Raw genomic sequence first — 25,313 nt, forward strand, 5'->3', positions numbered from 1 at the left:
GTCGGAAGGGGGCGAGGGGAGGGCCGCCGATTGTCCCCCAGCCGCGCAGATATGACTGTGGCACAAGGTTTGCAATGGTGGCCCCCGTCCTGCAACCTTTCTTGTCTAGACAGCAAATCGGTGCATTTCCCAAGGAATTGCACCAGAAATGACCTTTCGGGTTATCCTGTATATACAAGTTGGGGCGCTTGGCAACAATGCGAGGCGTGCGCAGCCCGGCCACCGAGGCGCGCCGCCGAGCCATCTCTCAAGAACGGAACCAGGAGTACCCATGGTCAAGACGACGGTAGTTGTGAAAGTCGCTTCGCTGCTGGCAGCAGGTGCATGTGCAGCGGGCATGGCCGGAACGGCCGCCGCCCAGGAAACCAAGATCGCGCTCGGCATGTCCGGCTGGACCGGCTTCGCGCCGCTCTCGCTGGCCGACAAGGCGGGCATCTTCAAGAAGAACGGCCTGGACGTCGAACTCAAGATGATTCCGCAGAAGGACCGCCACCTGGCGCTCGCGTCCGGCGCCATCCAGTGCGCGGCCACCACGGTCGAGACGCACGTGGCCTGGAACGCCAACGGCGTGCCCATCGTGCAGATCTTCCAGATGGACAAGTCCTACGGCGCCGACGGCATCGCGGTGCGCAACGACGTGAAGAGCTTCGCCGACCTCAAGGGCAAGACCATCGGCGTGAGCGCCCCCGGCACCGCGCCCTACTTCGGCCTGGCCTGGATGCTCAGCAAGAACGGCATGACCCTGAAGGACGTGAAGGTGGTCTCGCTCGAGCCGCAGCCCGCCGCGCAAGCTTTCGTGGCCGGCCAGAACGACGCCGCCATGACCTACGAGCCATATCTGTCGACCGTGCGCGCCAACCCCGCCGCCGGCAAGATCCTGGCCACCACGCTCGACTACCCGATGGTGATGGACACCGTCGGCTGCGCGCCCACCTGGCTCAAGGCCAATCCCAAGGCCGCCGCCGCGCTCACCAAGTCGTACTTCGACGCGCTCGACATGATCAAGGCCGAGCCCGAAAAAGCCAACGAACTCATGGGCTCGGCCGTCAAGCAGAGCGGCGAGCAGTTCGCCAAATCGTCAGCCTACCTGCGCTGGCAGGACAAGGCGGCCAACCAGAAGTTCTTCTCGAGCGAACTCACGACCTTCATGAAGGAAGCCGCGGCCATCCTGCTGGAAGCCGGCGTGATCCGCAAGGCGCCTGAAGACTACGCGGTGACCTTCGATGCAAGCTACGTCAAGTAAGGCGCTGCCGCAGGTGCCGCCGCGCGCGGCATCGGCCTCCACCGCCGTCTCCTCTCTGCCCGTGGCGCCCGTGCGGCGCCGCGCATTCGCGCCGCTCGAACCCGTCGGTGCGCGTGCCCGCGTGCTGCTCGGGCTCGGCTTCTTCGTCGTGTTCGTGCTGGTGTGGTCGCTGGCCACGCTCGGCGGCTTCGTGTCGCCGACCTTCCTCGCCAGTCCGCCGACCATGGTCAAGGAAGGCTGGCTGCTCTTCACCGAGTACGGCTTCATCGGCGATATCGGCATGACCGTGTGGCGCGTATTCGGCGGCTTCCTGCTGGCGGCCGTGTTCGCGGTGCCGCTGGGCATCGCGATGGGCACCTGGAAGACCGTCGAGGCCTTCTTCGAGCCCTTCGTCTCGTTCTGCCGCTACCTGCCGGCCTCGGCCTTCATTCCGCTGCTGATCCTGTGGGCGGGCCTGGGCGAAATGCAGAAGCTGCTGGTGATCTTCATCGGCTCCTTCTTCCAGGTCGTGCTGATGGTGGCCGTCACCGTGGGCGGCGCGCGGCGCGACCTCGTCGAGGCCGCATACACGCTGGGCGCGAACAGCCGCGGCATCGTGGCGCGCGTGCTCATTCCGGGCGCCGCACCAGGCATCGCCGAGACGCTGCGCCTCGTGCTCGGCTGGGCATGGACCTACGTGATCGTGGCGGAGCTGATCGGCTCCTCGTCCGGCATCGGCCACATGATCACCGACAGCCAGGCGCTCTTGAACACCGGGCAGATCATCTTCGGGATCATCGTGATCGGTGTCATCGGCCTGTTGTCCGACTTCGCTTTCAAGGCGCTCAACCGCCGTCTGTTCGCATGGGCCGCACTGTGAAGAACCAACTTTCCATCCAGGGCGTCTCGCGCGTCTTCACCGGCACCAAGGGCCAGCGCACGCAAGCGCTGCAGCCGATCGACTTCGAGGTGAAGGAGAACGACTTCGTCACCATCCTCGGCCCCTCGGGCTGCGGCAAGTCGACGCTGCTGCGCATCGTGGCGGGGCTCGACTTCCCGACCACCGGCCAGGTGATGCTCGACGGCGAGCGCATCGAAGGCCCGGGCGCCGATCGCGGCGTGGTGTTCCAGAGCTACACGCTCTTTCCGTGGCTCACGGTGGCGCAGAACATCCGCTTCGGCCTGCGCGAGCGCGGCATGAGAGAGGCCGACCAGAAGGAGCGCAGCGAGTTCTTCATCGCCAAGGTGGGGCTGCGCGGCTTCGAGAATCACTTTCCGAAGCAGCTCTCGGGCGGCATGCAGCAGCGCACCGCCATTGCGCGCGCACTGGCCAACGACCCCAAGATGCTGCTGCTCGACGAGCCCTTCGGTGCGCTCGACAACCAGACCCGCGTGCTGATGCAGGAGCTGTTGCTCGGCATCTGGGAGTCGGCGCGCAAGACGGTGCTGTTCGTCACGCACGACATCGACGAGGCGATCTTCATGGCCAACCGCGTGGCGGTGTTCAGCGCGCGGCCGGGGCGCATCAAGACCGAGATCGCGGTCGATTTTCCGCATCCGCGCAGCTACACCATCAAGACCTCGCCGGAGTTCATGGACATCAAGGCGCGGCTGACGGAAGAGATTCGCGCGGAGTCGATGGCGGCTGCGGAGCATTGAGGATGGCGCCTTGCCTTCATTCCGTTGTGCTTGGCGTGCGCCGTTGTTCGGTGCGCGCCCACGCCGGCACGGCGGCCTTTGAGCGAAGCGGGGAACATTCGCGCAGGGGAGTACCCGGCGGCCTGTGCACGCGCCCCGAACAGCAGCGCTCAAAACAAGAGCTACAACAGCAAGCATGAAACGCGACCTCCCCACCCTCGCGCTCTACGCGCAAGTCAAGGATCACATCTCCCGCAAGATCCAGGACGGCACGTGGCCGCCCGGACACCGCCTGCCCTCGGAGCATGAACTGGTCGCGCAGTTCGGCATGGCGCGCATGACGGTGAACCGTGCGCTGCGCGAGCTGGTGGAACAGGGCCGCATCGTGCGCGTGGCCGGGGTCGGCAGCTTCGTCGCCGAAAACAAGCCGCAGTCCACGCTGCTGCAGATCGCCAATATCGCCAGCGAAATCCGCCAGCGCGGACACGACTATCGCTGCGACATGATCGAGGTCGAGCGCATCGCCGCCTCGCCCGACGTGGCCGCCTGGCTCGACATGCGCGCCGGCACCTCGGTGTTCCACAGCGTGTGCCTGCACCTCGAGAACGGCACGCCCGTGCAGCTCGAAGAGCGCTACGTCAATCCGCAGGTCGTGCCCGACTACCTCGAACAGGACTTCAGCGCCATGCCGCCCAGCGAGTACCTGGTGCGCAACGTGCCCTTCGACCAGATCGAACACGTGGTCGACGCCGTGCTGCCCAACCAGGAACAGGCCGACAGGCTCGCCATGGAACCCACAGCCCCCTGCCTCCTGCTCACGCGCCGCACCTGGTCACGCAACACACCCGTGACCTGGGTGCGCTGCCTGCACCCGGCCTCGCGCTACAGCCTGGGCAGCCGTTTCAAGGCAGACGGCAACCCTAGCTTCGGTTGATTTTTTCGTCCTCAGAGGCCTCAGTTTTCACTCGCAACTACTTGTATAGACAGGGTCACATGACAAGCAAACACACCGCTACTCCAGATGCCACCCTGATCCTCACGCCCGGCCAGGTCGATCTGGCGATGCTGCGACGCATCCAGGCCGGCGGCGTGCAGCTGTCGCTCGACCCGTCGGTGCGCGACGGCATGCTTCGCGCCGAAGCCGCCGTGCGCCACATCGTCGAGAACGACCAGGTCGTCTACGGCATCAACACCGGCTTCGGCAAGCTCGCGAGCACGCGCATCGGCAACGACCACCTGGCGGAACTGCAGCGCAACCTCGTGCTGTCGCACAGCGTGGGCACGGGCGAGCCATTGGCGGCACCGGTGGTGCGCATGGTGCTCGCGACCAAGGCGGTGAGCCTGGCGCGTGGCCATTCGGGCGTGCGCCCGGCGCTGGCCGATGCGCTGCTGGCGCTGTTCAACGCGGGCGTGATGCCGCGCATTCCGTGCAAGGGCTCGGTCGGCGCGTCAGGCGACCTCGCGCCGCTCGCGCACCTGGCCTGCGTGCTGATCGGCGAAGGCGAGGCCACGCTGGCCGACGGCACTGTGGTCAGCGGTGCGCAGGCGATGAAGCGCATCGGCCTCGCGCCCTTCGTGCTCGGCCCCAAGGAAGGCCTGGCGCTGCTCAACGGCACGCAGGTGTCGACCGCGCTCGCGCTGTTCGGCCTGTTCGGCGCGGAAGACGTGTTCGCGTCGTCGCTGATGTCGGGTGCGCTGTCGCTCGAGGCCATCCAGGGCTCGATCAAGCCCTTCGACGCACGCATTCATGCGGCGCGCGGCCAGCTGGGCCAGATCGCCGTCGCGGGCGCAGTGCGCACGCTGCTCGAAGGTAGCGAGATCGTTCCCTCGCATGCCGACTGTGGCCGCGTGCAGGACCCGTATTCGGTGCGCTGCATCCCGCAGGTGATGGGCGCCTGCCTCGACAACCTCGCGCACGCCGCGCGTGTGCTGGTGATCGAAGCGAATGCCGCGTCGGACAACCCGCTCGTGTTCTGCGACACCGGCGAAGTCATCTCGGGCGGCAACTTCCACGCCGAGCCCGTTGCCTTCGCGGCCGACATCATTGCGCTGGCCATCAGCGAAGTCGGCGCCATCGCCGAGCGCCGCATCGCGCTGCTGCTCGACACCGGCCTGTCGGGCCTGCCGCCGTTCCTGGTGCGCGACGGTGGCCTCAACTCCGGTTTCATGATCGCGCAAGTCACGGCCGCAGCATTGGCCTCGGAGAACAAGTCGCTCGCGCACCCCGCAAGCGTCGACAGCCTGCCGACCTCGGCCAACCAGGAAGACCACGTGTCGATGGCCACCTTCGCGGGCCGCCGCCTGGGCGACATGGTCAACAACACGGCGGTGGTCGTCGGCATCGAAGCGATGGCCGCCGCGCAAGGCATCGAACTCAAGCGCAAGCTCAAGAGTTCGCCGTTGGTGGAGGCCGAATTCGCCGCCATCCGCCAGAAGGTCGCCTTCCTCGAAACCGACCGCTACCTCGCGCCCGACATCGAAGCCATGCGCCAGTGGGCGCTGAAGGCCGAGCTGCCGGCCGCGCTGCTCGACATCCTGCCCAGTCACTCGTAAAACATCCCCCGACAAGGAGAACCACGCCATGAACGCACCCGACAAGATCGACCTGAACAAATCCACCGGTACCGACCCGCGCCATGACCCGACCCGCGTGATCCGCGCCCCGCGCGGCAGCGAGCTCAACTGCAAGAGCTGGCTCACCGAAGCCCCGTTCCGCATGCTGCAGAACAACCTCGACGCCGAGGTCGCCGAGCGCCCGCAAGACCTCGTGGTGTACGGCGGCATCGGCCGCGCCGCGCGCAACTGGGCCTGCTACGACCAGATCCTCGCGTCGCTGAAAGAGCTGAACGACGACGAGACCTTGCTCATCCAGTCGGGCAAGCCGGTCGGCGTGTTCAAGACGCACGAGAACGCACCGCGCGTGCTGCTGGCTAATTCGAACCTCGTGCCGAAGTGGGCCAACTGGGAGCACTTCAACGAGCTCGACCGCCAGGGCCTCTTCATGTACGGCCAGATGACGGCGGGCAGCTGGATCTACATCGGCAGCCAGGGCATCGTGCAGGGCACCTTCGAAACCTTCGTCGAAGCCGGCCGCCAGCACTACAACAACAGCCTCGCGGGCAAGTGGATCCTCACGGCGGGCCTCGGCGGCATGGGCGGCGCGCAGCCGCTGGCGGCCACGCTGGCCGGTGCGGTGTCGCTCAACATCGAATGCCAGCAGTCGAGCATCGACTTCCGCCTGCGCACCCGCTACGTCGACAAGCAGGCGCGCGACATCGACCATGCCTTCGAGCTGATCAAGCAGCACTGCGACGCGAAGGAAGCCGTGTCGATCGCGCTGCTGGGCAACGCGGCCGACATCCTGCCCGAGCTGGTCAAGCGCGCGAAGGCCGGCGGCCTCAAGCCTGATCTGGTGACTGACCAGACTTCGGCGCATGACCTGATCAACGGCTACCTGCCCTCGGGCTGGAGCGTGCCGCAATGGCAGGCAGCGATGAAGGACGTTTCGCAGCACGACGCGCTCAAGAAGGCGGCCGCGAAATCATGCGCCGTACACGTGCAGGCCATGCTCGACTTCCAGGCCATGGGCATCCCCACGGTCGATTACGGCAACAACATCCGCCAGGTGGCGTTCGACGAGGGCGTGAAGAACGCCTTCGACTTCCCGGGCTTCGTGCCGGCCTACATCCGCCCGCTGTTCTGCGAAGGCAAGGGCCCGTTCCGCTGGGTGGCGCTCTCGGGCGACCCGGAAGACATCTACAAGACCGACGCCAAGATCAAGGAGCTGTTCCCCGAGAACAAGCACACCCACCGCTGGCTCGACATGGCGCGCGAGCGCATCGCCTTCCAGGGCCTGCCGGCACGCATCTGCTGGCTGGGCCTGGGCGAGCGCCACATCGCGGGCCTGGCCTTCAACGAGATGGTGAAGAACGGCGAGCTGAAGGCGCCGATCGTCATCGGTCGCGACCACCTGGACACCGGTTCGGTCGCCAGCCCGAACCGCGAGACCGAAGCCATGAAGGACGGCACCGATGCCGTGAGCGACTGGCCGCTGCTCAACGCGCTGCTCAACACCGCAGGCGGCGCCACCTGGGTCAGCCTGCACCATGGCGGCGGCGTGGGCATGGGCTACTCGCAGCACTCGGGCGTGGTGATCGTGTGCGACGGCACCGACGCGGCCGCCAAGCGCATCGAGCGCGTGCTGTTCAACGACCCGGCCACCGGCGTGATGCGCCATGCCGACGCGGGTTACGACATCGCGGTCGCCACCGCGAAGAAGCAGGGGCTCAAGCTGCCGATGGTGAAGTGATGGCGGGCGTCGTTCTCCCCGACGCCCAGGAACTGCAGCGCCGCGTGCAGGCGCGCGTGGACGACGCGCTCGTCGCGCAGTTTCAGCGCGACGGCGCGGTGTGCATCCGTCAGTTGCTCACGGCCGACGAGCTGGCGCTGCTGCGCGATGGCATCGAGGCCAACCTCGCGGCACCCAGTCCGCGCGCCAAGATCGCGAGCCGGCCCGACGACCCGGGCCGCTTCTTCGAGGACTTCTGCAACTGGCAGGACATCGACGCCTTCCGCCGCTTCATCTTCGAGGCGCCGCTCGCGCAACTGGCGCAGCGGCTCATGGGCTCGAACACCGTGCGGCTCTATCACGACCACCTGCTGGTCAAGGAGCCTGGTACCCGGCAGCGCACGCCGTGGCACCAGGACCAGCCCTACTACAACATCGAGGGCGAGCAGAACGTCAGCATGTGGATACCGGTTGATCCGGTGTCGCGTGCGGCCACGCTCGAGTTCGTGGCCGGCTCCCACAAGGGGCCGTGGCTGATGCCGCGCACCTTCATGGACAACCACGCCAAGTGGTTCCCCGAAGGCAGCCTCGAAGACCTGCCCGACATCGAGGGCGCGCGCGAGCGCTTTCCCATCGTGGGCTGGAACATCGAGCCCGGCGACTTCGTCTGCTTCCACATGCTCACGCTGCATGCGGCCGCTGGCGTCGAGGGGCCGAACCGGCGCCGCGTGTTCTCGGTGCGTTTTTTGGGCGACGACATCCGCCATGCGCCGCGCAGCTGGAAGACCTCGCCCGATTTCCCCGGCCTCGCCGAGCGGCTGCCGGCCGGTGCGCCGATGGACGATCCGCTCTTTCCTCTGCTGGTGGATTGAGAAGGTAAGACGAAGGTAGAAAGAAAAAACGCGGCCATTCCCACTCCGTGGGAATCCACGCTTGGAAGTGAGAACGGCGAGCAAGATACTGCACGCCGCATCCACTTTCGACCTCCAGCGATTGCTTCCGATGACGCCCCCGATCGACGCCCCCGCCCACAACGACCGCGCCCTGTTCGTGCTGTCGGTGCTGGCGCAAAGCAAGGCGGCGATGACAGCGGCCGAGCTGGTGCAGGCCACCGGCCTGTCGCAGAGCACGCTGTACCGGCAGATCGCCACGCTGCGCCGCTGGGGCTTCGTGATGGAGGCCGATGGCCGCTACTCGCCGGGCCCGGTGAGCGTGCAGCTCGCCACCGGCTTCGACGGCAACTCCGACCTCGTGATGGCCGCGCGTGCCGACATGCGGGCGCTGGCCCAGCAGACGCACGAGAGCGTGGCGCTGGTCACGGCCGTGAACGAGCGCGTCGTGTGCCTGGAGATGATCGACAGCGAGCAGTCGCTGCGCTGCTCCTTCGACCGCGGCCGCAGCGTGCCCGCGCGTGACGGCGCCAGCGCCAAGTGCCTGCTGGCCCACATGCCGCTCGACCAGCGCGACGCCCTGCTCGACGGGCTCGGCGAAAGCCCCGAACGCCGCGCCGAACGCGCCGCCGAGCTCGACGCCATCCGCGAGGCCGGCCATGCCGTGACGCACGGCGAGGTCGATGCCGGCGTCTGGGGCGCGAGCGCGCCGGTGCTCGCCCCGGGACGGCACCTGCGCGGCGCGATCACGCTCATGGCGCCGCTCACGCGCGTCGAGGGCATGGAAGCTGCATTGCTCCACATGACCGTCGTCACGGCGGCGCGCATCTCGCGGGCGCTGCAGTAGCCGCGTCTCTCCTTTTCTTCCTCCTTCATCCTCACCACGAAAGCTCCTGCCATGAACACCCGCCGCTCTCTCGTCGCCGCCGCACTCTCCGGCCTTGCCATTCTCGGTTTCGCGGGTGCCGCGCATGCGCAGGGCGAGCCGCTGCGCGTGGCCACCGACGCCACCTTCCCGCCAATGGAATTCGTGGAGAACGGCAAGCGCACCGGCTTCGACGTGGAGCTGGTCGAGGCCATCGGCCAGACACTGGGCCGCAAGATCGAGTGGATCGACATCGATTTCAAGGGCCTCGTGCCGGGCCTGATCTCGAAGCGCTTCGACATGGCCGTCTCGGCCATCTACATCACCGACGAGCGCAAGAAGGTCGTCGATTTCACCGCGCCGTACTACGCGGGCGGCCTCGTCGTGATGGTGAAGGACGGCAACACGGCGATCAAGGCGCCGGCCGATATCAACGGCAAGAAGGTCAGCGTGCAGGTGGGCACCAAGTCGGTGGCCTACACCAGGGAGAAATTCCCGCAGGTGCAGCTGATGGAGGTCGAGAAGAACCAGGAGATGTTCAACCTCGTCGACATCGGCCGCGCCGACGCCGCCGTGACCGGCAAGCCCGCCGCCTACCAGTACGTGCGCACGCGCGGCGGCCTCAAGGTGCTGCCCGAGCAGATCACCACCGAGGAATACGGCATGGCCATCCGCAAGGACACGCCCGAGCTCACCAAGGCCGTGAACGGCGCGATCGAAAAGCTCAAGGCCGACGGCACCTACGCAAAGATCGTGAGCAAGTGGTTCAGCGCGAGCGCCAAGTAAGCGAGCCATGGATTTCGATTTCTCGCCCGTCTGGCAGGGCTGGACCGACCTGCTGCGCGGCGCGCTCGTCACGGTGGAGATCACCGCGTGCGCGCTGGCGCTGGGCTGCGTGCTGGGCCTGCTGGTCGGCATCGGCCGGCTGAACCCGAAGCGGCGCTGGCTCTACGGCGCGTGCACCGCCTACGTGGCGGCCATCCGCGGCACGCCGCTGCTGGTGCAGCTGTTCATTTTGTTCTTCGGGCTGCCGCACTTCGGCATCCTGCTGCCGGCCTTCCTGTGCGGCGTGCTGGGGCTCGGTGTGTATTCGGGTGCATACGTATCGGAGATCGTGCGCGGCGCGATCCAGTCGATCGACAAGGGCCAGACCATGGCGGCGCAGTCGCTGGGTATGACGCCCGGCACGGCGATGCGCGAGATCGTGCTGCCGCAGGCGGTCGTGCGCATGATCCCGCCGCTGGGCAACGAGTTCATCGCGCTCATCAAGAACTCGGCGCTGGTGTCGCTGCTGACGATTCACGACGTGATGCACGAGGGGCAGAAGATCATCAGCGTGTCGTACCGCTCGCTCGAGGTGTACCTGGCCATCGCCGTCGTGTACTTCGTGCTCACGGGCACGATGACGCTGGTGCTGCGGCATTTCGAGCAGAAACTGCGGCAGGGCGGGTTGATGCGATGAGCGCGGGTTCCGTATTTGCATTTCTTCCTCCCCCTCTGGAGGTGGGCATGAGCGGCGTACAGCATTTCTCCCGCAGCACACTCCCGGTCACCCCCTGGAAAAACGGCGGCGGCACCACGCAGGAGATCGCCAGCTGGCCGCAGGGCGCGGCGCTCGACGGCTTCGGCTGGCGCGTGAGCATCGCGACCATCGCCGCGGCCGGACCGTTCTCGGTGTTCGAGGGCATCGACCGCAGCATCATGCTGCTGGAGGGCGATGGCGTTCGCCTGTTCACGCACGACGGGCGCATCAGCCACTGGCTCGACGCACCGCATCGGCCCTTCGCCTTCAGCGGCGACGACGCGATCGACTGCGCGCTGCTCGGCGGCGCATCGAACGACTTCAACGTGATGACGCGGCGCGGGCAGTGGCGTGCCGATGTGCAGGTGCTGGACCGCGCGTCGGCCGTCGATGCGGCGCCGCACGGCGTGCTGCTCGCCTTGCGCGGCACCTGGCGCCTGAACGAAGAGGCCTGCCGCGAGGGCGAGGGCCTGTGCTGGACCGACGCGGCCCATGCATGGCGCGCGACACCCGAGAGCGACGGCGCGCGGCTGGTGGCGGTTCGAATCCTGCCGGCGTAACCCGCAGAAAGAAAGATGACGATGATGAAATCTGTCAGCGAATATCCCTCGGCCGACGGCCTCTGGACCGGCCTGCGCCTTGCGCCCGATGCCGCATCCGGCGTGGCGCTGGAAGACGGCGTCGAGGCCGCCATCGTGGTCATTCAGGGCGCGATCCGCTGGGCCGGCGCACGCGACGCGCTGCCGGCCGAATTTGCGGCACTGCCCACCCACGACGGCGGCGGAGCGCTCGTCACGCCAGGCCTCGTCGATTGCCACACGCACCTCGTCTACGGCGGCCAGCGCGCCAACGAATTCGCGATGCGGCTCGCAGGCGCCACGTACGAAGAAGTGGCCAAGGCCGGCGGCGGCATCGTGTCGTCGGTGCGCGCCACGCGCGAGGCCGACGAGGACACGCTCTTCGCACAGGCCGTGCCGCGGCTCGAACAGCTGCTGGCCGATGGCGTCTGCGCCATCGAGATCAAGTCGGGCTACGGCCTGTCGCTGGAACACGAGCGCAAGCAGCTGCGCGTGGCACGGCGGCTGGGCGAAGCCTATGGCGTGACGGTGCGCACTACCTTCCTCGGCGCGCATGCGTTGCCGCCCGAATACGCGAACCGCAGCGGCGACTACATCGACCTCGTCTGCCGCGAGATGCTGCCGGCGCTCGCGGCCGAGGGGCTGGTCGATGCGGTCGACGTGTTCTGCGAGCGCATCGCCTTTTCGCTCGCGGAAACCGAGCAGGTCTTCCAGGCCGCGCAGGCGTTGGGCCTGCCGGTGAAGCTGCATGCCGAGCAGCTGTCGGACATGGGCGGCGCGGCATTGGCCGCGCGCTACGGTGCGCTGTCGTGCGACCACATCGAACACCTGTCGGCCGACGGCATCGAGGCGATGCGCCGGTCGGGCACCGTGGCCGTGCTGCTGCCCGGCGCCTACTACACCCTGCGCGACACGCACCTGCCGCCGATCGACGCACTGCGCGCCGCCGGCGTGCCGATGGCCGTGTCCACCGACCACAACCCCGGCACCTCGCCGGCATTGAGCCTGCTGCTGATGGCGAACATGGCCTGCACGCTGTTTCGGCTGACGGTGCCCGAGGCACTGGCCGGCATCACGCGGCATGCGGCGCGTGCGCTGGGCCTGCAGGCCACGCACGGCGCGATCGCCGAAGGCATGCCCGCCAACTTCGTGTTGTGGAACGTGCGCGAGGCGGCCGAGCTGGCGTACTGGTTCGGCCAGCAACCCGTGCGCACCGTGGTGCGCCAAGGCCGCATCGCGGCAGGAGTCCAGGCATGACACAAACGCTTTTCGCAGCCGACGCGCTGCTGCCCGAAGGCTGGGCGAAGAACGTCCTGCTGGCATGGAACGACGCCGGCCGGCTCACGCAGGTGCAGGCCGGCGCGCAACGCCCCGCCGACGCGCAAACTGTCAAAGGCCCGCTGATCCCCGGCATGCCCAACCTGCATTCGCACGCCTTCCAGCGCGCCTTCGCGGGCCTGACCGAGCACCGCGCCGAGCAGCACGACAGCTTCTGGAGCTGGCGCACGCTGATGTACCGCTTTGCCGCACGCCTCGGCCCGCAGCACATGGAAGCCATCGCGACCTGGCTCTATGCCGAGATGCTCGAAGCCGGCTACACGAGCGTGTGCGAGTTCCAGTATGTGCATCACGACACCGACGGCCGCCCCTATGCCGACGACGCGACCCTGAGCCTTGCGCTGCTGCGTGCTGCGCGCAAGGCCGGCATCGGTTTCACGCTGCTGCCGGTGCTCTACCAGACCGGCGGCTTCGGCGACGTGCCGCCCACGGAAGGGCAGCGCCGCTTCATCAGGTCGACCGACTCGATGCTGCGCCTGCTCGACGCATTGAAGCCAGCGTGCGACGAACAGGGGGCTCGGCTCGGCATGGCGCCGCACTCGCTGCGCGCCGTGCCGCCCGAGGCGCTGCGCGATGCGATCGCGGGGCTCGAAGCCATCGACCGCACCGCCCCCATCCACATTCACATCGCCGAGCAGACGAAGGAAGTGGACGACTGCGTGGAGTGGAGCGGGTTGCGCCCGGTCGAGTGGCTGCTCGACCATGCACCGGTCGATGCGCGCTGGTGCCTTGTCCATGCAACGCACATGAACGCCGCCGAGTACGAGTACGCCGCCAAGAGCGGCGCGGTCGCGGGCCTCTGCCCGACGACCGAGGCCAATCTGGGCGACGGCATCTTCGACTTTCCCCAGTGGCGCAGCCATGGCGGCGCGTGGGGCGTGGGCTCCGACAGCCACGCCAGCGTCAACGCGGCCGAAGAACTGCTGATGCTCGAATACGGCCAGCGCCTGTCGCGGCGGCAGCGCAACGTCGGCGCGAGCGCGGTGCAGCCGCATGTCGCGACCGCGTTCACGCTCGAGGCGGTGCAGGGCGGGGCGCAAGCCTCGGGCCGTGCCGTCGGCGGGCTGGCCGTGGGGCAGCAGGCCGACTTCGTCGTGCTCGATGCCGCGCACCTCGCGCTGCAGGGCCTGTCGGCGCCCGACATGCTCTCGGCCCACGTTTTCGCGAGCCACCGCACCTCCGCCATCGACAGCGTCTGGGCCGCGGGCCGCGCGCGTGTGGCGGCCGGACGCCACACGCTGCATGACGACGCCGCGGCCGCCTTCGTGGCCGCGCGCACTCAACTTCTCAAGGACTGAATTCCCATGGCCTTCACGACCACCGAACCCGCCTTCCGCTTCCGCCAGGGCACACGCCCGCTGCTGATCTCGATGCCGCACGTCGGCACCCACGTGCCGACCGCGCTCGCCGCCCGCTTCACCGACGAAGCGCGCCACGTGCCCGACACCGACTGGCACCTCGAACGGCTCTACGACTTCGCCGATGAACTGGGCGCCTCGGTGCTCGCGGCCACGCACTCGCGCTACGTGGTCGACCTGAACCGTCCGCCGGACGGCGCGAGCCTGTACCCGGGCCAGAGCGTCACCGGCCTGTGCCCCGTCGACACCTTCGACGACACGCCGGTCTACGCCAACCCTGCCGACGTGCCGGACGACGACGAAGTCGCCGCGCGCCGCGATGCGATCTGGGTGCCGTACCACCGGCAGCTGCGGGCCGAGCTCGACCGCCTGAAGGCCGCGCACGGCACCATCGCGCTGTGGGACGCGCACTCGATCCGCTCGGTGCTGCCGCGCTTCTTCGAGGGCAAGCTGCCCGACCTGAACCTCGGCACCGCCAACGGCGCGAGCTGTGACCCGGCGCTGGCCGAAACGCTGCTCGGCATCGCGAAATCGGCCACGGGCTACACCGGCGTGCTCAACGGCCGCTTCACGGGCGGCCACATCACGCGCCAGTACGGGAATCCGGCCGGCGGCGTGCACGCGGTGCAGCTGGAGATGACGCAGTCGAGCTACATGCAGGAGCAGTTGCCGTTCGACTACCTGCCCGAGGTGGCGGCGGGCGTGCAACCGCATGTGCGCAGGATGCTGGAGGCGGTGCTCGGTTTCGTCGAAGGCCGCCGCGGGTGAACGCGCCGGACTTTCTCGCTGCGCCCGGCCAGGCGCTCGATTTCCTTCACCCGCTCCATCCCGGCAAGGTATTCGACCTGTGAACACAACCACCATCCACGCCCTCGCACGCCCCGAAGTGCCGCCGCTGCCGCCCTACAACGCGGGCCTTTCCTCGGACGCCGTGCGCGCGCGCTACGGCGCCACCGAGATCGCGCGGCTCGCGAGCAACGAGAACCCGTACGGTGCCAGCCCCGCTGTGGCGCGCGCCCTGGTCGATCTGGCCGCGCGTGCTGGCACCTACCCCGACGCCAACTGCACCGCGCTGCGCGCCGCGATCGCCGGGCGCACGGGTGCGCAGCCCGCGCAGGTGGTGATCGGCAACGGCTCCGAGGACATCCTCCAGATGCTGTGCCAGGCGCTGCTCTCGCCAGGCGACCGCGTGCTCACGCAGCGCCCCGCCTTCGGACTGCACGAGATCTACCCGCGCATGATGGGCGCACAGGTCGAGCTGCTGGCGCTCACGCCGGCGCTCGGCTTCGACCTCGATGCCTGGTGCGCGGCGCTCGCGCGCGGACCCAAGATGGTGATGCTGGCCAATCCCTCGAACCCGGTCGGCTGCATGTTCGATGCCGGCGACTTCGCGCGCCTGCTCGCGGCGGTGCCGGCGGGCACGCTGCTGGTGGTGGACGAGGCGTACCACGAGTACGCGCGGCTGGCGCCCGGCTATCCCGACGTGCTTTCGATGCTGCGCGCGTGGGAGGGGGCCGACGCAGCCGCAGGCCGTCCGTGGATCGTGCTGCGCACCTTCTCGAAGGCATGGGCGCTCGCGGGCCTGCGGGTGGGCTACGGCATCGCTTCCGACGAGGCGCTGGTGCAGCTGCTCGACCGGGTGCGCACGCCCTTCAACGTCAACCTCGCGGCACAGGCCGCGGCGCTGGCGGCCTGGGGCGACGAGCCTCATATGGCGCGGGCGGTGGAGCGCACCGTGCGGCAGCGCGAGGTGCTGGCGGCGCAGCTTCGCACGCTCGCGCAGTCGGTCCTTCCGGGCCTGCGCATCGCGCCCTCGGCGGCCAACTTCCTGTTCGTCGACCTCGCACGGCCGAACGGGCCGGTCAACGAGGCGCTGCTGGCGCGCGGGATCATCGTCAAGCCCTGGAAGGAGCCGGGCTTCGAGACCTTCATCCGGGTGTCGGTGGGCACCGACGAGGAGAACGCGCGCTTCGTGCAGGCGCTGACCGAGATTGCGGGCGGGTCGGACTAGCGCCCTGCGGCCGGGCCCGCCAAGACCCGCCCGGGAGCCGGGCCAGGCCGGGGTTTTTACAATCGCGGGAATGACGAAGCCCCTCACCTACACCCGCGGCCAGGCACTGCCCGGCATCCTCGCGCAACGCATCGCGATCCTCGACGGCGCGATGGGCACGATGATCCAGCGCTTCAAGCTCACCGAGGCGCAGTACCGCGGGGAGCGCTTCAAGGACTTCGAGCGCGACGTGAAGGGCAACAACGAGCTGCTCTCGCTCACGCGCCCCGACGTGATCCGCGACATCCACGAGGGCTACCTCGCGGCCGGCGCCGACCTGATCGAGACCAACACCTTCGGTGCGACCACCATCGCACAGGAGGACTACAAGATGGCCCATCTCGCGCGCGAGATGAACCTCGAATCCGCCAGGCTGGCGCGCGCGGCCTGCGACAAGTTCAGCACGCCGGACAAGCCGCGCTTCGTGGCCGGCGCCCTCGGCCCAACCCCCAAGACGGCGAGCATCAGCCCCGACGTGAATGACCCGGGCGCGCGCAACGTCGATTTCGAAGCACTGCGCGCGGCCTACTACGAGCAGACCGAAGCGCTGGTCGAGGGCGGCGCCGACGTGATCCTGGTCGAGACCATCTTCGACACGCTCAACGCAAAGGCCGCGCTGTTCGCGGTCGACGAGTATTTCGACAACAGCGGCCAGCGCCTGCCGCTGATCATCAGCGGCACGGTGACCGATGCCTCCGGCCGCATCCTCAGCGGACAGACCGTCACCGCCTTCTGGCACAGCGTGCGCCACGCGCAGCCGCTGGCCATCGGCCTGAACTGCGCGCTGGGCGCGGCGCTGATGCGGCCCTACATCCAGGAACTGTCGAAGGTGGCGGGCGACACCTTCATCAGCTGCTATCCGAACGCGGGCCTGCCCAATCCGATGAGCGAAACCGGCTTCGACGAGACGCCCGACGTCACCTCGCGCCTGCTGCACGAGTTCGCGGCCGAAGGGCTGGTGAACATCGTGGGCGGCTGCTGCGGCACCACGCCGGACCACATCGCGGCCATCGGCAAGGCGGTTGCGCCGGTCGCGGGCCGCGCACTGGGCAGCCACAACGCGGGTTTCTACCGCGAGGCTGCCTGATCGCGCCTCCGGCCGATTGACAGGCGCTCCTGCCCCGGCCTAGGCTGGCTGGCACAAGAACAGGAGCCCGCCATGAACACACTCGCCCCACGCTGGATCGGCATCGGCGCGCTTGCCCTGATCCTGCCGCTTGCGGCCGCGGCGCAGCAGGCCTTCACCCGCGGCACGGTCAACCTGCGCGCCGGCCCCTCGGGCGACTATCCGCTGGTGGCGCGGCTCGGGCCCGGCCAGCCGCTCGACGTGATCGGCTGCACCAGCGGCTACGGCTGGTGCGACGTGGTGCTGCCCGACGGCGGGCGCGGCTGGGTGTGGGCGCGCAGCCTCGACTACGCCTACCAGGAGCGGCGCGTGCCGCTGGCGACCTACGGCGCGGTGATCGGCGTGCCGATCATCAGCTTCGCGATCGGCAGCTACTGGGCCAGCTACTACCGCGACCGGCCGTGGTACGGCGAGCGGCGCTGGTGGGGCGGCCGCCCACCGCCGCCCGTGGCGGGCTGGCGTCCGCCGCCGCCAGCCAGGCCGGCATGGCAGCCGCGTCCCTGGCAGCCTGGCCCCGGGTTCCGGCCATCGGGCCCTGGATTCCGTCCGCCGCCGGACCCCGGCATCAGGCCGCCGCGGCCGCAGCCGAGCTTCCGTCCGGGGCCGGCGCCTGGCATGCCGCATTCGCATCCCGGTGGTGGCGGCGGACGACCGCACGGGGGTGGCGGTCATGGCGGGGGTGGCCATGGCGACGGGCACGGGGGTGGCCATGGCGGTGGCCATGGCGGCGGCCGCGGCCACGACCGCTGAAGAGGCCGGCAGCTAGTTTCCGCCGGTCTTGGGGCTGCACTCGCCGGGGGCTACCCGGTCTTTCCCTATCAGCGCCACGAAGCGCTGGGCTCCCAGCCCAAGTGGGCGCTCACGTGACCACACGACGTCCACCCACAGGTCCAACCCGTTGCTGAGGTTCTCGAACGGAATCTCGACCAGCGCCCCGGCCGCCACGTGCGGCCGCGCGAAATTGCGCGGCAGCCAGCCCCAGCCCAGCCCGGCGGTGATCAGGCTCAGCGCGGCCAGCGCGTTGTCGGTGCGCCAGACGTGGCGCGCGAACACGAAGCGCGGATCGCTGTTGGCGAGGTCGCGGCCGGCCACGACGATCTGCCGGGTGTTCGTCAGATGCTCCTCGCGCAGCCGGCCGCCCGGCGCCGCGAGCAGCACGGGGTGGTCGGGCGCCATCACAGCCACCATCAGGTCGCTGCCGACTTCCTGGAAGCCTTCGCGGCCGTCGAGGCTCGGGCGCTCGAACACCAGCGCCAGCTGCGCGCGACCGCTGTGCAGCAGCGCCAATGCATCCGCTTGCGGGGCCGCCAGCACCTCCACCTGCAGCAGCGGGTGTTCGCGTGCCAGTTCGGCCAGCGGGCCGCTCCAGGGCGCGGCCAGCAGTTCGGGCGCGATGGCCAGCGTGAGCCGGTCTTCCAGCCCCTGGGTCAGCGCCAGCGCCTGCACCTGGAGCTGCCCGAGTTGTGCCGCCAGCAGCCGCGCCTGAGGCTCCAGCGAACGTGCCGCGGCCGTGGGCTGGGGCTCGCGGCCGCTGCGGTCGAACAGCGGCAGGGCGAGTTCGGCCTCGAGGTTGGCGATGGCCATGCTGACCGCCGATGGCACCTTGCGCAGCGCCCGCGCCGCGGCAGAGAAAGAACCGTGGTCGATCACGGCCAGGAAGACTTCGATGTTGTCGCTGGAGAAGGCCATGGCGCCCGATCTTTCAATAAAACTGAAACAAGTTAACTTTTTATATCAGCGGTTGACACATAAAGTCCAGACATCGCAGCCACGAACCAGGAGAAAAGCGTCATGCAGGGCATTCAGCGTCGCATCGTCTACATCACCCTTTATGAAGGCATCGCCATCGTCGCCGCCAGCGCCGGGCTGGCCTTGATGACGGACGCCGGCCTGGGCCATTCCGGCGTGCTTGCGGTGGCCGCCTCGGTCATCGCGGTGATCTGGAACCTGGTCTTCAACGCGCTCTTCGAGCGCTGGGAGTCGCGCCAGGCCGTGCGCGGGCGCAGCGTGCGCCGCCGCGTCGCCCATGCCATCGGCTTCGAGGGCGGGCTGATAGCCTTCCTGGTGCCGATGTTCGCCTGGGGCCTGGGCGTGTCGCTCTGGCAGGCGCTGGTGATGGACCTGGGGCTGGTGGTGTTTTTCCTGGTCTACACCTTCGTCTTCAACTGGGCTTTCGATCGCGTGTTCGGCCTGCCGGCTTCGGCCATGGGCGAGGCGCAACCCGCCTGAGCCGGCGGGCGGGAGCGGAAACGGGGGCTTTTACCTTGGCCGGTTGAATCGACCTAAAATGCACCACTTCCCAAGGAGCGTTGCAGCGGTGGGCCTCGCAGGCCGGCCGTCAGGCTTGGGGCGACAACGACGCTCGCCTGTCCGACTCTTCCGCAGGTGAGGCCATGTCCCAGATTCCCGCTCCAGCTACCCCCGATTCCGCCCCCGTTGTTCCCCCGCCCATGAAGCTGTCCGGCCTCGAACCGGTCGCCATCGGAGCGGGCACGCTGTTCGTCAACATCGGCGAGCGCACCAACGTCACCGGCTCCAAGGCCTTCGCGCGGATGATCCTGAACGGCCAGTTCGAAGAAGCCCTGGCCGTGGCGCGCCAGCAGGTCGAGAACGGCGCGCAGGTGATCGACATCAACATGGACGAGGCCATGCTCGACAGCAAGGCGGCGATGGTGCGCTTCCTCAACCTCATCGCCAGCGAGCCCGACATCGCGCGCGTGCCGGTGATGGTCGACAGCTCGAAGTGGGAGGTCATCGAGGCCGGCCTGCGCTGCATCCAGGGCAAGGGCATCGTCAACTCCATCTCCATGAAGGAGGGGGTCGACAAGTTCAAGCACGAGGCCAAGCTCGTGAAGCGCTACGGCGCCGCCGCCGTGGTCATGGCCTTCGACGAGAAGGGCCAGGCCGACACCTACGCGCGGAAGATCGAGATCTGCGAGCGCGCCTACCGCATCCTGGTGGACGAGGTGGGCTTCCCGCCCGAGGACATCATCTTCGACCCCAACATTTTCGCGATTGCCACCGGCATCGAGGAGCACGACAACTACGCGGTCGACTTCATCAACGCCGTGCGCTGGATCAAGCAGAACCTGCCGGGCGCCAAGGTCTCGGGCGGCGTGAGCAACGTGAGCTTCAGCTTCCGCGGCAACGACCCGGTGCGCGAGGCGATCCACACCGTGTTCCTGTACCACGCCATCCAGGCGGGCATGGACATGGGCATCGTCAACGCCGGCATGGTGGGCGTGTACGACGACCTCGAACCCGAGCTGCGCGAGCGCGTCGAGGACGTGGTGCTGAACCGCCGTCCCGACGCTGGCGAGCGCCTCGTCGAGGTGGCCGAGACCGCCAAGAGCGGCGCGAAAGACGACAGCAAGAAGCTCGAATGGCGCGGCACGCCGGAGAACCCGGTGCCGGTCAACCAGCGCCTGTCGCACGCCATGGTGCACGGCATCACCGACTTCATCGTCGAAGACACCGAGGAGGCCTATCAGGCCATTCTGGCCAAGGGCGGCCGCCCGCTGCATGTGATCGAAGGCCCGCTGATGGACGGCATGAACATCGTGGGCGACCTGTTCGGCCAGGGCAAGATGTTCCTGCCGCAGGTGGTGAAGTCGGCGCGCGTGATGAAGTCGGCCGTGGCCCACCTCATTCCCTACATCGAGGAAGAAAAGCGCCAGGACGAGGCCGCGGGCCGCGACGTGCGCACCAAGGGCAAGATCATCATCGCCACCGTGAAGGGCGACGTGCACGACATCGGCAAGAACATCGTCACCGTCGTGCTCCAGTGCAACAACTTCGAAGTGGTGAACATGGGCGTGATGGTCCCGTGCCACGAGATCCTCGCCAAGGCGAAGGTCGAGGGGGCGGACATCGTGGGCCTGTCGGGCCTCATCACGCCGAGCCTCGAAGAAATGCAGTACGTGGCCGGCGAGATGCAGAAGGACGACCACTTCCGCATCAAGAAGATTCCGCTGCTCATCGGCGGCGCCACTACCAGCCGCGTGCACACGGCCGTGAAGATCGCGCCGCACTACGAAGGCCCCGTGGTCTACGTGCCCGACGCTTCGCGCAGCGTGAGCGTGGCGCAGTCGCTGCTTTCCGACCAGGCCACCGCGTACATCGACGAGATCAACGCCGACTACGTCAAGGTGCGCCAGCAGCACGCCAACAAGAAGCAGGTGCCGATGTGGCCGCTGGCCAAGGCGCGCGCCAACAAGACCCCGATCGACTTCGCGAACTACCTGCCGCCGGTGCCCAAGTTCATTGGCCGGCGCGTGTTCAAGAACTTCGACCTGACCGATCTGGCCAAGTACATCGACTGGGGCCCGTTCTTCCAGACCTGGGACCTGGCTGGCCCGTTCCCGGCCATCCTGAAGGACGAGATCGTCGGCACCGAGGCCGTGCGCGTGTACGCCGACGGCCAGCGCATGCTCAAGCGCCTCATTGAAGGCCGCTGGCTCAGCGCGAGCGGCATCGTCGGCTTCTGGCCCGCCAACACGGTGAACGACGACGACATCGAGCTGTACACCGACGAGTCGCGCAGCGAAGTCGCGCTCACCTGGTACGGCATGCGCCAGCAGACCGAGAAGCAGGTGATCGACGGCGTGATGCGCCCGAGCCGCTGCCTCGCCGACTTCGTGGCGCCGAAGGACAGCGGCGTGAAGGACTACGTCGGCATGTTCGCCGTCACGGCCGGCCTGGGCGTCGAGAAAAAAGAGAAGTACTTCGTCGATGATCTCGACGACTACTCCGCCATCATGCTCAAGGCTTTGGCCGACCGATTGGCCGAGGCCTTCGCCGAGTCGCTGCACCACCGGGTGCGCACCGACCTCTGGGGCTACGCGAGCGACGAGAGCCTGAGCAACGACGACATGATCGCGGAGAAATACCGCGGCATCCGCCCCGCGCCCGGCTACCCGGCCTGCCCGGACCACAGCGTGAAGGGCCCGATGTTCGACCTTCTGGGTTGCGCGGACATTGGCATGGCCCTGACGGAAAGCCTCGCTATGATGCCCGCCGCCAGCGTGAGTGGTTTCTACCTGAGTCACCCCGATTCGACGTACTTCAACGTCGGCAAGATCGGTCACGACCAGCTGCAGGACCAGGCCGCGCGGCGCAAGGAGAGCGAGTCCTATCTCGAGCGTCTGCTGGCGCCCAATCTTTGAACCTGCCGGCCGGCGCGGCCGCCCGGCGCCGGGAGTTGTTATTCAGAAGCTGATGTTTGCAGCCGCGCATTACGCGGCCTTGTCGATTTTCGTGATCGGCTGCTGGGGCTTCGGCCGCGCGCTGCTGGGCCGCCTGGCCCCGCCGCCGCGCCGCGATGCGGGGCTCGAAGCGGCCATGGCCGTCGCGCTCGGGGTCGGCCTGTACATCTGTGCCTTCCAGGCGCTGGCCATCTTCGGTGCTTTCAAGGCCGGCGCGACCGTGGCGCTCGTGGTGGCAGGCGTGGTGGCCGCTGCGCTCCAGCTTCCGTCGTGGCTGCGCGAGCGGCGCGCCTTGCGCGCGAACGAACCCGCCGCGCCGTGGACCTATGTCGAGCGCATCGCGCTGATTGCGCTGGCCCTGGTCGCGCTGCCCGCGCTGGTGGCGCCGCTCGTGCCGCCGATTGCCTTCGACGAACTGATGTACCACCTGCCGTACGCGCGCCAGGTCGCACAGCAGGGCTCGCTGGGCATCCACGACTGGCTGCGCTATCCCTGGTTCCCGTACAACTACAACCTGCTCTACGCCGCCGCGCTGCAGCTCGGCGACGACGTGCTGCCGCACTTCCTCAATGCGCTGGCGGGTGCGCTGTCGGTGGTGATGGTCTATCGCCTGGGCATCCTGCACGCCAACCGGCTCACCGCCTGCATCGGCGCGGCCATCTGGCTGGGGCTCGGCGATTACTCCAACGCGCTGATCGACATGGGCGTGGCGCTGTTCGTGCTGTCGGCCTGCGTGGCGCTGTGGTGGTGGCGCGAATCGGAGCCCGGCAAGCCCGCGCACGGCGGCATGCGCTGGCTCGGCGTGGCCGCGTTCTGCCTCGGCGTGGCCGCTGGCTCGAAGTACCAGGCGTTGATCTTCCTGCCGCTGGTGGCGGTGTTCGTCGTCCGGCACGAGCGCCGGCCCCGGGCCTGGGCGCTGGTATTCGCCTGCTTCCTGGTTCCGTGCGTGTACTGGTATGCGCGCAACGCCATCATGACGGGCGACCCGTTCAACCCCATCGGCGCGCGCGTGTTCGGCTTCACCGAGTGGACGCCGGCCGACTACGTGCAGCAGGTGGCCGACGTGCGCGTGCACGCCGAGCTGCCCAACGCGCTGATCTGGTCCGTGTTCTTCGCGCCGTTCAGCGTGTGGTGGAAGCGTTCGGCGGCGGTGCGTGCAGCCGGCTGGTTCTGCCTGTATTCGGTGGCCGTCTGGGTCGTGACCTCGCGCTATCCGCGCTACCTGACAGCCTCGTTCCCGCTGCTGGCCGCGATCGCGGCGATCGGCTGGCAGGTGCTGTTCGGCTGGATCGTCTCGGGCGTTCGCCGCATGTTCGGCGCCAGGAACACGGCGCAGGACGCGCCGCCTGCTGCCGTCACGCGGCGCACGCCGGCCCGCGTGGGCGACTGGGTGGCCGTGCTGCTGCTGGCCGTGCTGGCCGCCGTCTCGGTGCGCCAGACCGCCGCCAAGGTCGCGATGGTTTCGATCACGCCCGAGGCTCGCGAGGCCGTGCTGCGCCGGCACGTGCCGGGCTACGCCGTGATGGACTACCTGCGCCGCAACGCCACCGGCCGCGTCTACCAGATCGCGCTGAACGAGGCGATCTACTACGGCCCCAACCCCATCTGGGGCGACACGCTCGGGCCGTGGCGCTACACCGACTTCGGACGCCTGTCTGGCGGCGATCTCGCGCGCAAGCTCGGCGACATGGGCTTCACCGCGGTGGTCCTGCCGGACTCCGTGGTGCCCGTGTTCAGCGCGCGCATCGATTTCGACAAGTACTTCGCCGTGGAGTACGAGAAAGACGGCAGCCGGGTCTACCGTATCCTTCCCGCCGCACCATGACCGACACCGATTCCCTCGCCGTTCCAGGCAACACCGGCCTGCGCATTGCCGCGGTCATCCCCTGCTACAACGAGGCGCTGGCCATCGCCCAGGTGGTCGCGGGCTTTCGCGCCGCGCTGCCCGAGGCCGAGATCCACGTCTTCGACAACAACTCCAGCGACGACACGGCCGCCGTGGCGCGCGCGGCCGGCGCCGTCGTCACGCACGTGGCCCTGCGCGGCAAGGGCAACGTGGTGCGGCGCATGTTCGCCGACGTCGAGGCCGACGTGTACGTGATGGTCGACGGCGATGCCACCTACGACGCCGGCGCCGCGCGCCGGCTCATCGACCGGCTGGTGAACGACAACCTCGACATGGTGGTCGGCAGCCGCGTGGACGACGGCCAGGACGCGCACACCTACCGCACCGGCCACCGCCTCGGCAACCGCATGCTCACGGGCGCCGTGGCGCAGCTGTTCGGAGGTGGCCTCAGCGACATGCTCTCGGGCTACCGCGTGTTCTCGCGGCGCTATGCCAAGTCGTTCCCGGCGCTGTCGCGGGGCTTCGAGACCGAGACCGAGCTCACCGTGCACGCGCTCGAACTGCGCATGCCCTATGCAGAGGAAGGCACCGCCTACAGCACGCGCCCCGAAGGCTCCGTCAGCAAGCTCTCGACCTACCGCGACGGCTGGCGCATCCTGAAGACCATCTGCAAGCTGTTCGTGAGCGAGCGGCCGCTGCAGTTCTTCTCGATCATCGGGGGGCTGCTCGTGCTGATGTCGGTCGCGCTGGTCCTGCCGCTCGTCATGACCTACATGCACACCGGCCTGGTGCCCCGGCTCCCCACGGCGGTGCTGGCCACGGGCGCGATGCTGGCGGCCATGCTGTCCTTCGTGTGCGGCGTCGTCATGCAGGCCATCACGCTGGGGCGGCGGGAGGCCAAGCGGCTGCGCTATCTCGCGATTCCGGGCGTGCGCGAGCAGGCGACCCGCGCTTCACGCGCCTCGCGATGAAGATCGCACGCGAGTTCCTCTCGTTCGCCGCCGTCGGCGTGATCGGGCTCGTGGTCGACGTGGTCGTGCTGTACCTGCTGGCGCCGCTGCTGGGCTGGTATGCGGCGCGCGTGGTGTCGTTCCTCGCGGCGGCGACCACCACCTGGGCCTTCAACCGCCGCTACACCTTCGCGGCCAGCGCAGCGGCCGGCCGTTCCCTCTGGCGCGAATATCTGGGCTATCTGGCGACCATGGCCGCCGGCGCAGTGCTGAACTATGGCGCCTACGTGCTGACGCTGCACTGGGTCGACGGGCGCTGGGCCGCGGCCCTGGGCGTGGCGCTGGGCAGCCTCGCCGGCATGAGCGCCAACTTCCTGTCGGCGCGCTACCTGGTCTTTCGCTCGCACCGCGGCGGCTGAAGCCGCCGGCACGGCGCGC

23 protein-coding genes and 1 riboswitch are annotated in these 25,313 nt (G+C 68.5%); of the genes, 22 read left to right on the plus strand and 1 reads right to left on the minus strand.

All coding sequences use genetic code 11. From position 1 onward, the window contains the following. Positions 1-271 precede the first annotated feature (271 nt). From ACCD11_RS17715 to ACCD11_RS17795, 17 genes are all read left to right on the plus strand, one after another. Positions 272-1,243, plus strand: a complete 972-nt coding sequence (locus tag ACCD11_RS17715; RefSeq protein WP_056515793.1) for an ABC transporter substrate-binding protein — start codon at positions 272-274, stop codon at positions 1,241-1,243. Next, positions 1,224-2,102: an ABC transporter permease gene (locus ACCD11_RS17720; protein ID WP_413314868.1), complete on the plus strand. Its 879-nt coding sequence runs from the start codon at positions 1,224-1,226 to the stop codon at positions 2,100-2,102. The genes ACCD11_RS17715 and ACCD11_RS17720 overlap by 20 nt, the downstream gene beginning before the upstream one ends. Continuing rightward, entirely contained in the window at positions 2,087-2,881 is a 795-nt protein-coding gene (locus ACCD11_RS17725) for an ABC transporter ATP-binding protein (protein WP_007831954.1), read from the plus strand. Before ACCD11_RS17720 ends, ACCD11_RS17725 begins: the two co-directional genes overlap by 16 nt. Positions 2,882-3,056: 175 nt before the next feature. After that, positions 3,057-3,794 carry a histidine utilization repressor gene (hutC, locus tag ACCD11_RS17730; RefSeq protein WP_007831953.1) on the plus strand — a complete coding sequence of 246 codons (738 nt, stop codon included), beginning with the start codon at positions 3,057-3,059 and terminating at the stop codon, positions 3,792-3,794. A gap of 59 nt (positions 3,795-3,853) precedes the next feature. Next, positions 3,854-5,413, plus strand: coding sequence for a histidine ammonia-lyase (hutH, locus tag ACCD11_RS17735; protein ID WP_413314869.1), 1,560 nt, complete (start codon positions 3,854-3,856; stop codon positions 5,411-5,413). 28 nt (positions 5,414-5,441) lie between these two features. Next, on the plus strand, positions 5,442-7,169 hold the full coding sequence (gene hutU, locus ACCD11_RS17740; RefSeq protein WP_413314871.1) for a urocanate hydratase: 1,728 nt from the start codon (positions 5,442-5,444) through the stop codon (positions 7,167-7,169). Next, positions 7,169-8,020 (plus strand): phytanoyl-CoA dioxygenase family protein, encoded by an 852-nt coding sequence (locus ACCD11_RS17745; RefSeq protein WP_413314873.1) that lies wholly within the window; start codon positions 7,169-7,171, stop codon positions 8,018-8,020. Before hutU ends, ACCD11_RS17745 begins: the two co-directional genes overlap by 1 nt. A 130-nt stretch (positions 8,021-8,150) precedes the next feature. Then, positions 8,151-8,885 carry an IclR family transcriptional regulator gene (locus ACCD11_RS17750; protein WP_413314875.1) on the plus strand — a complete coding sequence of 245 codons (735 nt, stop codon included), beginning with the start codon at positions 8,151-8,153 and terminating at the stop codon, positions 8,883-8,885. 51 nt (positions 8,886-8,936) lie between these two features. Continuing rightward, positions 8,937-9,689 carry a transporter substrate-binding domain-containing protein gene (locus ACCD11_RS17755; RefSeq protein WP_413314876.1) on the plus strand — a complete coding sequence of 251 codons (753 nt, stop codon included), beginning with the start codon at positions 8,937-8,939 and terminating at the stop codon, positions 9,687-9,689. A gap of 7 nt (positions 9,690-9,696) precedes the next feature. Beyond that, positions 9,697-10,365 carry an amino acid ABC transporter permease gene (locus ACCD11_RS17760; RefSeq protein WP_413314877.1) on the plus strand — a complete coding sequence of 223 codons (669 nt, stop codon included), beginning with the start codon at positions 9,697-9,699 and terminating at the stop codon, positions 10,363-10,365. Between the two features lie 47 nt (positions 10,366-10,412). Beyond that, entirely contained in the window at positions 10,413-10,985 is a 573-nt protein-coding gene (locus ACCD11_RS17765; protein ID WP_413314878.1) for a HutD family protein, read from the plus strand. Positions 10,986-11,009: 24 nt separating this feature from the next. After that, positions 11,010-12,260 (plus strand): imidazolonepropionase, encoded by a 1,251-nt coding sequence (gene hutI / locus ACCD11_RS17770; RefSeq protein ID WP_413314920.1) that lies wholly within the window; start codon positions 11,010-11,012, stop codon positions 12,258-12,260. After that, the gene (locus ACCD11_RS17775) at positions 12,257-13,639 is read left to right on the plus strand and encodes a formimidoylglutamate deiminase (protein WP_413314879.1); all 1,383 of its coding nucleotides are present in this window, start codon (positions 12,257-12,259) and stop codon (positions 13,637-13,639) included. The genes hutI and ACCD11_RS17775 overlap by 4 nt, the downstream gene beginning before the upstream one ends. 6 nt (positions 13,640-13,645) lie before the next feature. Further along, positions 13,646-14,467, plus strand: a complete 822-nt coding sequence (gene hutG / locus ACCD11_RS17780; RefSeq protein WP_413314881.1) for an N-formylglutamate deformylase — start codon at positions 13,646-13,648, stop codon at positions 14,465-14,467. A 79-nt stretch (positions 14,468-14,546) separates the two neighbouring features. Beyond that, positions 14,547-15,710 (plus strand): histidinol-phosphate transaminase, encoded by a 1,164-nt coding sequence (locus ACCD11_RS17785; protein WP_413314882.1) that lies wholly within the window; start codon positions 14,547-14,549, stop codon positions 15,708-15,710. 70 nt (positions 15,711-15,780) lie between these two features. Next, a complete protein-coding gene (locus ACCD11_RS17790; protein ID WP_007831925.1) occupies positions 15,781-16,836 on the plus strand; it encodes a homocysteine S-methyltransferase family protein in 1,056 nt (351 codons plus the stop codon). Between the two features lie 72 nt (positions 16,837-16,908). Next, positions 16,909-17,625: an SH3 domain-containing protein gene (locus ACCD11_RS17795; RefSeq protein WP_413314883.1), complete on the plus strand. Its 717-nt coding sequence runs from the start codon at positions 16,909-16,911 to the stop codon at positions 17,623-17,625. Positions 17,626-17,637: 12 nt separating this feature from the next. Here the strand turns inward: ACCD11_RS17795 and ACCD11_RS17800 are convergent, their stop codons facing one another. Then, positions 17,638-18,564: a LysR family transcriptional regulator gene (locus ACCD11_RS17800; RefSeq protein ID WP_007831915.1), complete on the minus strand. Its 927-nt coding sequence runs from the start codon at positions 18,562-18,564 to the stop codon at positions 17,638-17,640. A gap of 102 nt (positions 18,565-18,666) precedes the next feature. Here ACCD11_RS17800 and ACCD11_RS17805 point away from each other — a divergent pair, with 102 nt between their 5' ends. From ACCD11_RS17805 to ACCD11_RS17825, 5 genes are all read left to right on the plus strand, one after another. Further along, positions 18,667-19,104 (plus strand): PACE efflux transporter, encoded by a 438-nt coding sequence (locus tag ACCD11_RS17805; RefSeq protein WP_007831914.1) that lies wholly within the window; start codon positions 18,667-18,669, stop codon positions 19,102-19,104. Between the two features lie 66 nt (positions 19,105-19,170). Continuing rightward, positions 19,171-19,246, plus strand: a riboswitch (S-adenosyl-L-homocysteine riboswitch). A 79-nt stretch (positions 19,247-19,325) separates the two neighbouring features. Then, positions 19,326-22,040: a methionine synthase gene (gene metH / locus ACCD11_RS17810; protein WP_413314884.1), complete on the plus strand. Its 2,715-nt coding sequence runs from the start codon at positions 19,326-19,328 to the stop codon at positions 22,038-22,040. A 52-nt stretch (positions 22,041-22,092) separates the two neighbouring features. Then, complete coding sequence (locus ACCD11_RS17815; RefSeq protein WP_413314885.1) at positions 22,093-23,904, plus strand: ArnT family glycosyltransferase; 1,812 nt, start codon at positions 22,093-22,095, stop codon at positions 23,902-23,904. Continuing rightward, positions 23,901-24,896 (plus strand): glycosyltransferase family 2 protein, encoded by a 996-nt coding sequence (locus tag ACCD11_RS17820; RefSeq protein ID WP_413314886.1) that lies wholly within the window; start codon positions 23,901-23,903, stop codon positions 24,894-24,896. The genes ACCD11_RS17815 and ACCD11_RS17820 overlap by 4 nt, the downstream gene beginning before the upstream one ends. Beyond that, positions 24,893-25,294, plus strand: coding sequence for a GtrA family protein (locus tag ACCD11_RS17825; protein ID WP_007831902.1), 402 nt, complete (start codon positions 24,893-24,895; stop codon positions 25,292-25,294). Before ACCD11_RS17820 ends, ACCD11_RS17825 begins: the two co-directional genes overlap by 4 nt. Positions 25,295-25,313: the final 19 nt, after the last annotated feature.

Origin of the sequence: Variovorax sp. Varisp36 (assembly GCF_047304235.1) — a bacterium.
In the GTDB taxonomy this organism is placed as follows: domain Bacteria; phylum Pseudomonadota; class Gammaproteobacteria; order Burkholderiales; family Burkholderiaceae_C; genus Variovorax.